The sequence below is a fragment of the Pedobacter foliorum genome, from assembly GCF_013266735.1.
In the GTDB taxonomy this organism is placed as follows: domain Bacteria; phylum Bacteroidota; class Bacteroidia; order Sphingobacteriales; family Sphingobacteriaceae; genus Pedobacter; species Pedobacter foliorum.
In genome coordinates, this window is sequence record NZ_JABSNU010000009.1 from 56,835 (window position 1) to 69,656 (window position 12,822).

5 protein-coding genes are annotated in these 12,822 nt (G+C 37.0%); 3 read left to right on the forward strand and 2 right to left on the reverse strand.

From position 1 onward, the window contains the following. Positions 1-155 precede the first annotated feature (155 nt). From HQN83_RS17470 to HQN83_RS17480, 3 genes are read left to right on the forward strand one after another with little or no spacing between them, the layout of a single operon-like run. Positions 156-5,267: a translocation/assembly module TamB domain-containing protein gene (locus HQN83_RS17470; protein WP_173091744.1), complete on the forward strand. Its 5,112-nt coding sequence runs from the start codon at positions 156-158 to the stop codon at positions 5,265-5,267. Further along, entirely contained in the window at positions 5,251-7,551 is a 2,301-nt protein-coding gene (gene tamL, locus HQN83_RS17475) for a translocation and assembly module lipoprotein TamL (protein WP_173091746.1), read from the forward strand. Before HQN83_RS17470 ends, tamL begins: the two co-directional genes overlap by 17 nt. 8 nt (positions 7,552-7,559) lie before the next feature. Further along, positions 7,560-8,597 (forward strand): YihY/virulence factor BrkB family protein, encoded by a 1,038-nt coding sequence (locus tag HQN83_RS17480; protein ID WP_173091748.1) that lies wholly within the window; start codon positions 7,560-7,562, stop codon positions 8,595-8,597. Between the two features lie 9 nt (positions 8,598-8,606). Here HQN83_RS17480 and HQN83_RS17485 read toward each other — a convergent pair whose 3' ends face one another. Together HQN83_RS17485 and HQN83_RS17490 are read right to left on the reverse strand one after the other, a co-directional pair. Then, complete coding sequence (locus HQN83_RS17485; protein WP_173091750.1) at positions 8,607-10,727, reverse strand: ATP-binding protein; 2,121 nt, start codon at positions 10,725-10,727, stop codon at positions 8,607-8,609. Between the two features lie 119 nt (positions 10,728-10,846). Continuing rightward, on the reverse strand, positions 10,847-12,748 hold the full coding sequence (locus tag HQN83_RS17490) for a DNA topoisomerase IV subunit B (protein WP_173091752.1): 1,902 nt from the start codon (positions 12,746-12,748) through the stop codon (positions 10,847-10,849). Positions 12,749-12,822: the final 74 nt, after the last annotated feature.

Genomic DNA, 12,822 nt, shown 5'->3' on the forward strand with positions numbered 1-12,822 from the left:
TTTTTATAACAATAGGTTAACAACAATTTTATCACTTGATTTAAACAATTTAATTATTTAGATTGTAGATATAAGTAAGAAGCCTAATTTTGATGCCAGTGGCATGGTTTTAGTATTGAAACCACAGAGTAAAAACCCTATAAAACGCATTTCAATTGAATATATATATTCGTAAAAGTCTTAAAATCATACTTTGGACAATCGCAAGCATCATTCTGCTGGTTGTCCTTATTGCACTTTCCCTGAATATTCCGGCAGTACAAAATTTTGTTAAAGACAAAGCAATAAGCTATTTAAAGAATAAAACTCAAACCGAGGTAAGTCTGGAGAGTATAAAAATAGCACTGCCAAAGGATGTGGTATTGAACAAGTTTTATATTGAAGATAAAAAGGGCGACACACTACTTTACGCACAAAAACTTTCTGTCGACATTAACTTATTTCAGCTTTTGAATAATAAAGTGGAGATCAATGACATTTCATTGCAAAAAATAAGAGCCAATGTTACCCGCATAAACCCAGACACTGCATTCAATTTTTCTTTCCTGTTAGATGCTTTTATCTCTGAACAGAAAAAGCCGGAAGAAGAGGTCGCAAAGGATACCACATCGACCCTGAAGTTTTCTATTGATAAAGTGTCTTTTGAAGACATAGGTATCGTTTATCGTGATGATGTTGCAGGCAATGATGTGAAGTTACATCTGGGTGAGTTTACTGCGAAGATTAAAGATTTTGACATGGATAAGCAACACTATGTGATCAAATCTTTAGCCTTAAACAACACTTCATTAAAATATTTACAACAGAAACCGCTTACACAGTTACAGGCTCATATAGAGAATAGCCTGGATACGGCTAAAGCAGAATCGGGCAAATTGCCACTGGTAGAGATACAGGATTTTGCTTTTAATAATATCAAAATAGGATTCGACGATAGGATTTCGGGCATGAATGCTGATGTTGATTTGAACAAGCTGGCCTTAACTCAGCTGTTTGTTGACCTTACCAATAGCAATTATAAAATTGAGGATGCTAAGCTGAATGACACTAAAATTGATTTCAGCTCGCTAACCAATAAGGCCAATGTAAATGTTAATGAGCTATCGTTAACCAAGCTTTTAGCCGATGTTAAAAATGGCAAGTACAAGGTTAATGATGCAAAGCTTAACAAATCAAATATCCTTTTTGCGTTAAAACCTGTTGAGCCTACTAAAGAAACAAAAACGGATACTGCGGAAAAATCTTCGCCCCTATCGTTATTGGTCGACAATATAAGCTTAGCAGAAAACAATGTGCAGTTTGATAATCTTGGCGCCAAGCCCACAAAGGGAATGGATTTCAATCATTTAAAATTTACCGATCTAACCTTGCTTGCGGAGGCACTTTCGTATAGCGATACAGGCATAAAAATAAACGTTAAAGAAGGGTTGTTTAAAGAGAAAAGTGGTTTTCAGTTGTCTAAACTAAGAGGTGATGTTGTTTATTCTGACAAGGCAATTAAGGTGAATAACTTCTTATTGCAAACACCTAACACTACGATAGAAAACGTTACAGAATTAAACTACACCTCTCTTGAGGATTTAACAAAACATCCTGAAAGGGTAAAGCTTTCTGTAGTGGTTAAAAACACAACTATTGGTTTAAGAGATGCCTTTTACTTTAGTGATGCTGTGCCTGAAAACTACAAGAATGAGAAGATAAAAGTTAATGCCAATGTGAGTGGCTACATGAATAATTTGGTTATTCCCAGGCTACAAATCTCGGGGTTAAAAAGCACAAACATTGATGTTAGCGGAAGGATAAAAGGACTCCCAGACATGAACAAGGCTTACTTTGATATGAATATCAAAAGGTTTGCCATGACTAAAAAGGATCTCTTGGTAGTTATTCCTAAAAAAACTTTGCCTTCCAACATTGAGTTGCCAAATGTGATTATTGCAAACGGAAAGTTTACTGGCTCAATGACCAATTTCAACACTGGTTTTAACATCAATACGGATATGGGATCGGCTAAGTTATTGGCCAATATGAAAGGTCCGAAAGGAAAGGAAAGTTATGTTGCCAATGTAGACCTGAATAATTTTAATGTAGGCAAGCTGCTTAAACAACAGGCTCAATTGGGTAAAATTACAGCTAAAGCGAGTGTTAAAGGAACCGGACTTGATCCTAAAACTTTATCAGCACAGTTTAAAGCACAATTGGTAAGTGCATACTATAACAAGTACACTTATAAAGACCTCTTTTTAACCGGCGATTTTAAACAGCAGAAACTGAATTTAAAAGGCAATATGGCTGATACCAATTTGAATTTTGATTTAACAACAGCTGTAAATATTGCAGGCAAATATCCGGCAGTAAAAGCCGTTATGGACTTAAAACAGGTTGATTTACAGAAACTACACTTTAGTCCAGGTGAATTTAAGGTAGCGGGAACAATTAATGCTGATGTAAAAACTGCTGATCCGGATTACCTGAATGGTGACATTTTTGTAAATGGCTTGCAGGTAGTTAAGGATGGTCAGCGTTTTAATGTAGACACCATTATTGTACATTCTGAAGCAAGTGAAACTCATAACATGCTTACACTGAAGTCTGAGTTTCTGCGGGCTAAAATAGATGGTAAATATCAGCTTACCAATATCGGTAGCGCCGTAATTAACCAGATCAATAAATACTATCAATTTGGAGAGGTTACTAAAATCCCCGATCAACGATTTAGATTCTATGTGAATTTCTACAACCCTAAGATCCTTCAAAACTTTGTACCGGAACTAACCACCTTCGCCCCTGCCAGAATGAATGGTTTAATTGATACCCAGAAGGATAGTTTGCTAATGAATGCTTCTTTCCCTCAAATAGTTTATGGAGGTTTTAGGATTGATAGCTCGAAATTGAATGTAAACAATACGGATCAGAAACTTAATTATAAGCTACAGATAAAAAGCTTCCAAAGTTCTGCAGCTAATTTGTTTAACAGTGAGATCAGCGGTGATGCCGTAAACAACAACCTTGCTTTAAATATCTATTTAAGAGACAGTAAGCGAAAAGACAAATATGTTTTGGGTGGTAATTTCAAATCCATTAGTAAAGATTTTCGCTTTAGCTTCGATCCTCAAAAGCTATTGCTCAACTATGAAAAATGGGCTATAGCTCCTCAAAATTATATCCAGTTTGGTCAGTCGGGTATTATAGCCAGTCAGTTTAACCTGAGCAAGGGCAATCAGCTTTTAGGGATTAATAGCACTGATACTGTTGCCAATTCTCCTTTGAAAGTAGAGTTTAAAGATTTTAAAATAGAAACGCTTACAAAGTTTGCTGAGCAGGACAGCTCTTTGGTTGGCGGTACTATTAATGGCACTGTTGATGCAAAGGAACTGATGGATACGCCTAAGTTTGAGGCGAACTTAACAATAGACCATCTAAGGTATTTAAAAGATGAGTTTGGTACTTTAAGAGTGGCGGTAAACAACAATACGGAGAATGCTTACGAAACAAATATTGCATTATCTGGGGTACATGAGTTACGGGTCAATGGGTTTTACTACACTTCTCCGCAGAGCGCGCTTGACCTTACTTTAAACATTGATAAGATAGACCTTAAGGCCATAGAAAGCGTATCCATGGGGCAGATAAAGCATGGCTCAGGTATCGTGTCTGGTGAACTATCAGTAAAGGGACCATTGGATGCACCTAAAATTTTAGGGGATATTAAATTTAATCAGGCCGCATTTACGGCAACCTATGTGAATTCTTACTTCAGAATGCCAAATGAGACCATAAGTTTTACTGATAAGGGAGTGAACTTTAACAAGTTTACGATTATCGATTCTTTAAATCAAAAAGCTGTTATCACAGGTGGTATCCTCACTACTGACTATAAGGATTTCTCGTTCAACATGGACATCAGAACCAACAACTTTAGGTTAATGAATTCTACTGCTGCTGATAACGACATGATATACGGTACTGTTTATGTTACGAGTACCATTAAAGTTCGTGGAGATTTAAACCAGCCTGATGTGGACATGGATGTTAGAGTAGAAGATAAAACGAAGTTCTTCTTTGCGATGCCTCCCGATGATCCGTCGATTATTGATCAGGAAGGTATTGTACAGTTTACAGATTTTAGTGCTCCCCCATTTAATGGCAAAAAGGCCTTAAGTGTAAATGATTCTATAAGTAAACCTCCGATTAAAGGGCTTAATTTAAGTGCCACTATTAATATTGATGAAAATGCAGAATTGAATGTTGTTGTAGATCCAACTAACGGTGACGCTTTAAAAGTTAGAGGGCAAGCATCTTTAACAGCAACGATGGATCCTAGTGGCAAGACCAGTTTAACTGGACGATACCAGGTATCTGATGGTAGTTACAACCTAACTGTTGGGCCTGTTAAAAAAGACTTTAAGCTACAACAAGGAAGTAGCATTGTGTGGACAGGTGATCCAATGGAGGCCAATGTAAACTTAACGGCATTGTATGAAGTAAATACTGCTCCAATAGATTTGATAGGCGATCCAACGCAATATGAAGCTAAGACAAAGCTTCCGTTCCAGGTTTACCTTATGATGACTGGCGAATTGTTAAAACCGAGTATCAAATTCAGATTAGATTTACCGGAAAATGAGCGGGGCGCAGTTAATGGTCAGGTGTATGCCAAATTACAGAATGTAAACACAAATGAAAGTGAGCTAAACAAACAGGTATTTGCGCTATTGGCGCTTAACAGATTTATTGCGGATAATCCATTCCAAAGTTTGGCTGGTGGTACAAGTGTTTCTTCCATTGCCCGCTCAAGTGTTAGTAAACTGTTAACTGAACAGCTGAATAATCTTGCTTCTGATTTGATTAAGGGTGTGGATATAAACTTTGGTTTAAATTCATCTGAAGATTACTCAGCATCGGGTAGTAAATCGCAAAAAACAGATCTGGAGATTGGTCTATCTAAAAAACTTTTGAATGATCGATTAATTGTTACTGTTGGTAGTTCTTTCGGACTAGAAGGGCCTCAGCAGCAAGGTCAGAATACTACCAATATTGCAGGAAATGTTAATGTAGAGTATCTACTTTCGAGTGATGGCAGATACAGATTGAGGGCTTACAGACGCAACCAGAACGAGGGTGTAATTGAAGGGCAGATTATTGAAACAGGGCTTGGTTTTGCATTGGTGGTTGATTACAATAAATTCAGAGAGGTTTTCCAGAATTTCTCTAAAAAGAAAAGATTTAGAAATGAAGAGAGGCGTAAAAATGAGACAACAAATTAAATCCAGCTTATTTATACTTGCGTGTTTAGTTTTTGGCGCCTGTAGTAGTACCAAAAACCTTAAACCCGGAGAGATTTTATATACCGGCGCAGATATTAACATCAACCCTGATTCAACAGCAAAAATTGAGAATCAGAAAGAGGTTAAGGATATCTTGCTTGGTAAAACAAGGCCTAACCCCAATAAGTCGATTTTAGGAGTAAAGTTTAAACTTGCCATGTATAACCTTGCCGGTGAGCCTAAAAAACCAAAAGGGATTAGGCATTGGTTACGCACAAAAGTTGGCGAACCACCGGTACTTTTAAGTGAGGTTAAAATACCATACAACAATGCCGTACTTAAAAGCTATTTGCTTAGTCAGGGCTATCTGCAATCTGAAGTAAATGGAGACACCGTTGTTAAAGGAAAAAAGGGAAAAGCACTTTACACTGTAGTTACCGGTGAAAGGTATAAGATAAATAGTGTTGAATTTCCGAAAGACAGTACCGGTGTCGTTGCCGCAATCAATCAGAATAAAGACAAAACTCTATTAAAGGTTGGCGACAACTATGATCTGGAGACTTATAAAAATGAACGAATCAGGATAGACAACGATTTAAAGGAACGTGGATATTTTTACTTTAGTCCGGACTATTTAATTTTACAAGTAGACAGTACAGTTGGAAAGCATCTGGTAGACATCAGGATAAAAGTAAAAGACATTGCTCCTGATGCCGGCTTGAAACCTTATACCATTGAGAAGATTAACATCTACCCTAATTACTCTTTAAGAAGGGATAGCGCAATAAGGCACTCGATTCCTGAAGTGTATAAGGATTTCAATATTTATGATTCGCGCCATACTTATAAATCGGGGTTATTTGACCGTTTGGTATTCTTTAAAAAAGATGAAACTTACAATAGACGCGATCATAACCAATCTTTAAACAGAATGGTTAACATAGGAGTTTTCCAGAATGTAAAGGCAGAGTTTTTGCCAGTTGATAGTTTTAGAAACAACAAACTAAACCTAAATATTTTCCTTACCCCATTAAAGAAAAACTCTCTTTCGTTTTCTCTTACAGGAACAAGTAAGTCCAATAACTTTGTTGGATCGGAAGCCAAGTTAACACAAACTACCCGTAACCTTTTTAGAGGTGGAGAGCAGTTAGATATAAGTGTGAGTGGTGGTTTTGAAACTCAGGTAAGCGGGCAGACAAGTGGATTAAACTCTTATTCTTTTACTACTGAGGCAAAACTTACTTTCCCAAGGTTTATCCTTCCCTTCTTTGATTTCAATAGTACCAATGCGTTTATACCTAAAACTGTTGCTTCATTATCTTACCAATCTTTAAACAGAGGATCTTTGTATAGCTTGAATTCAATTAAAGGAGAGTTTGGATATATTTGGAAAGAAAACTTGTATAAAGAACATACGTTTAATCCGATCTCCATCAATTACGTAACATCTAGTGTAACAAATGACACAGCTAAAAGAGACAGCTTATACCTTGCCAACCCTGGTTTGAAAAACAATCTGGAAAGCCAATTCATTATAGGAAGTAATTATAACTTCACTTTTACCAACCAGATGGAAGATTTTAGAAGAAATAACATCTACTTCAATGGAAGTTTGGAAACCGGAGGAAACGTTTGGGGTATGTTTGCAGGTAAAAATAAAGAGGGCAAAAAAACAGTACTTGGCATTCCAATTAATCAATTTATAAGAGTTGAAGCTGATTTTAGAGATTATTATAAAATCACAAAGCGACTTATCTGGGCAAGTCGTTTAAATCTTGGCTATGGTTATGGCTATGGAAACAGTACATCTATTCCATTTGTGCGCCAGTTCTTTGCCGGTGGTAGTAATGACATCAGGGCATTCCCTGCCAGATCATTAGGCCCGGGTTCGTTTAAGCAAAAGGATATAACTAACGGCCTTACAGACCAAAGTGGAGATGTAAAGGCAATGATCAACACCGAATTACGTTTTAAACTATTTAGTGTTCTGTACGGAGCATTATTTGCAGACGCCGGTAACGTGTGGTTAAGAAAAGAAGATCCTGATAGGCCGGGGTCTGGATTTAATTTTAAAGATGCACTTGACGAAATTGCAGTAGGTACAGGTGCTGGTCTTCGAGTTGACGCCTCAATCTTTGTGATCCGCTTAGATGTAGCATTCCCTATCAGAAAACCTTATCTTGAACCAGGAAATCGTTGGGTAATAGATCAGGTAGATTTTGGAAGCAGTGCCTGGCGCAAAGAAAACTTAATTTATAACATAGGTATTGGATATCCTTTTTAGTATTAATTATGACATTTTTAAAAAAAGCTATTCACTTTGTTAAGGCAACAACGCATTTATTTATAGCTGCCGGAAAAGGGTTTATGGAAGATAGGGTAATGAAGCTGAGCGCTGCACTAGCCTACTACACCATCTTTTCTCTTACTCCTCTTATCATCATTATCATTGCCGCAGCCAGTCTGTTTTTAGGTGGCGACATTGCTCATACGGTGGAGTATGCTGCTGATGGATCGGTTAAAGCATATAAGATGGATCCGAGAGAAGAGCTTTTCTCTGAAATACAAGATTTAGTTGGCCCCGAAGCCACTGCTCAGTTAAAGTCATTTGTAAAACAATCTAACGTTTCTGGCAGAAGTACTCTGGGATTAATTATAGGCATCACCACGCTTATTATTGGTGCCACCGCTATGTTTATAGAGATTCAGGATAGTATTAACCTGATCTGGAAAGTAAAGGCTGTGCCGAAAAAGGGCTGGAAGAAGCTAATTACCAACAGGCTGCTCTCCTTTTCACTAATTGCATCACTAGGATTTTTACTGCTCGTCTCCCTCGTTATAAACAGCGTTGTAGTTGGTATAGGTGACAAGCTTGTGGGCCTTGCCTCTAAGGTTGGGGTTGAAAAGGTATCTGAACTTTTTATGCTAATCCTAACCAATGCCTTAACACTAGCTGTTGTGACCTGCATCTTTGCAATCATCTTTAAAGTGCTGCCAGATGTAGATTTAAAATGGAAACCGGCAATTGTCGGCGCCTTATTTACTGCACTACTTTTCAGCTTGGGCAAATATGTAATTGGAATTTACATTGAAAGAGGCAATCCTGCTTCGGCTTTTGGCGCTGCTAGTTCCATCATTGTAATTCTTCTTTGGATCTATTATACCTCTATCATCTTGTATTTTGGCGCTGAATTTACTCAGGCTTATGCAGAAAGATACGCTAAAGGTATTGCCCCAAGTAAGTATGCAGTGCATACTAAAATTGTAGTAGTGGAAAAAAAGGTGGATGTGTTACCACCTCAACATCCGGAAGATACAAAGATAACCTGACAGGGCTAGTTATATGTATTTAATCATCTGATCCATCAGCTCCTTCTCTAAGAACGGCTTTAATACCAGATCATTCATTCCTGCTTTTAAATAGGCTTCCCTGTTCTCCTGCATTACGTGAGCTGTTATTCCTAAAATTGGAATTCTAGACTTTGTAAAATCTCCATTGTACCTGATTTCGTGTGTAAGCTCTACCCCACCCATTACAGGCATTTGAATGTCAGTTAGAATAATATCGTAATCCTTTTTCTTGTATAATTCCAGTGCTTGCTTTCCATCATAAGCAGAATCGTATTCCATTTTCCACCTTTTCAGTATTGTTTGAACCAGTAGAATGTTCATTTTATTATCGTCGACTAGTAGCACTCTTTTTCCTGCCAATTCCCCAACACCAGACACTCCTACATTAACACGTTGTTCCTGCTCGAATTCTGAAATAAGATAAGGGATTTCAAAACTAAATACTGAACCCTTACCAAGTACACTGCTTACATTTATTTTACCGCCTTGCAGTTCTACTATCTTTTTACAAATTGCCAGCCCTAAGCCTGTTCCCTGAAGCTGTGTTTTAGCGGATGAATAGATTTGTGAAAATTCAAGAAATATTACCTCTAGATCTTCTTTAGCCATGCCTATTCCGGTATCTTCTACTTGTGCTTTTAACACTGCCTGTTTTTTCCCATCTAACACCAACTGAACCCTAAGCGTTATCTTTCCTCTTTTAGTAAATTTAATGGCATTGGTTAACAGATTCATAACAACCTGTTTTAAGCGAAGACGATCGCCAATTAAGTGAACATTTTTATCGATAGATATTTTATTCTCTAAGTGCAACCCCTTGTTCTCAGCAAGAACATTCATACTGTGAAAAACTTCAGCAATCTCTAATTCTGGAGAGAAGGGTTCAGACTCGATATTTATTTTACCAACTTCGTATTTAGAAAAATCAAGAATCTCATTAACCAATTCCAATAGCATTTCTGAGGAATTCCGAATGGCATCTACCTGCTCCTGCTGCTCCTCATTCAGGTCACTCTTGCCAAGTTGCTCAGAAAATCCAACTACTGAATTTAATGGAGTTCTTATCTCATGGCTCATATTAGCAAGGAAACGACTTTTTGAATGTGAATCCTGAGCTGCCAGGCTATTCATACTAATTAACTGGCTTTCATTTTTATAAAGCTTATAAAGATTGTATAGTATAATGATGGCCAAACTAACTAACAATAATGCATCTATTAGTTCCATTCCACTTAATGCCTTAAGTTCTCCTTCAAGCTCTTCTCCTAAGGTTACTCTGCGTTTGCTAATATATTCAATATCATTTCGCTTGAAGTCTTTTAGTACCGTAATGATATCTTGGATCAATTTATTGTTTAAAAGCAAAATCGCTTGTTCGTTAGTCTTTATCTTATTGTTATTAGCATAAAGCTTACGATAATATGCTTCTACTTCGTCCAGTAATTTATTATTGAAATTTGTAACCTCATTTACAACGCCTTCATTTTTAGTTGTCTTAACAATTGTAACTGTACTATCCTTAGAGCCCTTATTGGAAATTGCGTCTGCCAGTCTACCAAAGAATTTTTTACGTGGAGCTATGGCTTGCTTAATGGTATCTACCGTTGCAACTGTTTTAAACTTTTTCTTTATTGAATTGAGGTTAATTTTTGCCTTAGCTCGGTTTTCTTCCAAACCAAGTTTAGAGAATCCGGCGAACAAGCTATCTGTTAACCGCCTAAGTTTCAAATAGCTTTCTGTCTTTAGTTTTTTTTCATTTACAAGGCCTTTTAAATCCTTACGCTTTACATCATTCTCTTCTTGCTTATTCAGGTCATTTAAAAGAAATGAAATTCGTTGAATTCCTTTTGAGAATTGATTGAGGTAATACTTGTCGGCAGTTACCGCATACATACGCGAATTGTTCTCTGCCTGATAGAGAATATAAATGCAGCTATCTACTTCGGAATAGCTCTTTTGAAGAGTTGTTAGTTTCGCAATATCCCCCTTAAGCCCATTAACTTTGTTGTTACGAAGGTATAATAGAAAGGCATAGGTAAATAATGCAATTATTAAAAAGGCTACTACAAAGTAACGAAATGGATCTCTTCTCTTAGCGTTGAACGGCATATGATTTAATTATGCTGTAGTTATAACTACAGGATTTATCAAATAATTATATCAAGAGGGATCTGATTGGAGTACAATAATAAACCAAAAATTTCAAATAACCGATACTTTAATGAATCTTAAGCAACATCTTGTGTTGTTTCGTCAGATTCATCTACTGCAACAACTTCTTCAATAGCCAATTCTTCTATTGTATCTTTTTCTACTCTAAGGTTTCTGATGATATGCTGCTGTCTATCTGGAGTGTTTTTACCCATATAGTACTCCAATAAGTTTTTGATCGTCTGATCTTTAAGGATTACAGGATCTAACCTGATATCCTTACCTATAAATAAGCCAAACTCATCAGGAGAGATTTCACCTAATCCTTTAAATCGGGTAATTTCGGGCTTATTGCCAAGCTTCTCAATTGCACGTTTTCTTTCATCATCGCTATAGCAGTAAATAGTTTCCTTTTTATTACGTACTCTAAACAATGGCGTTTGTAAGATGTAAACATGGCCTGCACGTACAAGATCAGGGAAAAACTGAAGGAAAAAGGTCATCATTAACAGCCTGATGTGCATACCATCCACATCGGCATCCGTAGCGATTACGATGTTGTTATAGTGCAACCCTTCCAAACCATCCTCAATATTTAGCGCATGCTGAAGTAAGTTGAACTCTTCATTTTCATAAACCACTTTTTTAGTAAGCTCATAACAATTTAGGGGTTTACCTTTAAGACTAAAAACAGCCTGGCAATCCACATCTCTGGATTTGGTAATTGAACCTGAAGCAGAATCACCCTCGGTGATAAACAAGGTAGTTTCGTATCTTTTATCGTGGTTACTGTTAAAGTGAACTTTACAGTCTCTAAGTTTCTTGTTGTGTAGGGATGCTTTTTTCGCTCTGTCGTTAGCCAGTTTCTTGATGCCGGCAATATCTTTACGTTCTCTTTCAGATTGTAATATTCTTTTTAGCAATGCATCAGATACATCTGAATGTTTGTGCAGGTAATCATCAAGCTCCTTTTTAACAAAATCGTTAATGAAGGTTCTCACAGAAGGTCCATCTGGCCCCATATTCTGTGACCCAAGCTTGGTTTTAGTCTGCGATTCAAACACAGGCTCTTGCACCCTAACAGAAATAGCAGCTATAATTGACGCCCTGATATCAGAAGCATCATATTCTTTTTTATAGAACTCTCTGATCGTTTTCACTACAGCCTCGCGGAATGCAGCCTGGTGTGTACCACCTTGGGTAGTATGCTGACCATTAACAAAAGAGTGATAATCCTCTCCATATTGCTGGCCGTGAGTCATTGCAATCTCAATATCATTACCTATTAAGTGAATAATGGGATAACGCAATTCTTCGGCTTTATTAAATTTAGAAAGTAAGTCGTATAACCCTCTTTCTGAGAAATATTTTTGATTATTGAAGTTAACAGTAAGCCCTGTATTCAGGAACACATAGTTCCAGATCATGCTTTCTACAAAATCTGGTATATAATGGTAATTTCTGAAAATAGTTTCATCCGGATAAAAAGTAATTGCAGTACCATTACGTTGAGTAGTGTCAATAATGTCGTTTTCTAAAACAACTTCACCTTTAGAGAATTCTACTTTTTTCGTTTTTCCATCACGATAAGATTGAACCACAAAATTAGTAGAAAGTGCATTTACTGCTTTAGTACCCACACCATTTAATCCTACCGATTTTTGGAATGCATTGCTATCGTATTTACCACCGGTATTTATTTTAGAAACACAATCTATTACTTTACCCAATGGAATACCCCTACCGTAATCCCTTACATTCACTTTATGTTCGGATACGGTAATTTCAATTGTCCTGCCAGAGCCCATTACAAACTCATCTATTGAGTTATCCACAATCTCTTTAAGCAAAACATAAATCCCATCATCCTGCGCAGATCCATCACCCAGTTTACCAATGTACATACCGGGACGTAATCTGATGTGCTCTTTCCAGTCGAGGGAGCGTATACTATCTTCGTTATAATTCGGTTCAGCCATAATGTAAGTGAGTATAATGCAAAAATACGATAATGCAGTAAATTTACTCGAATAAGCTGGGGAATCAATTACAA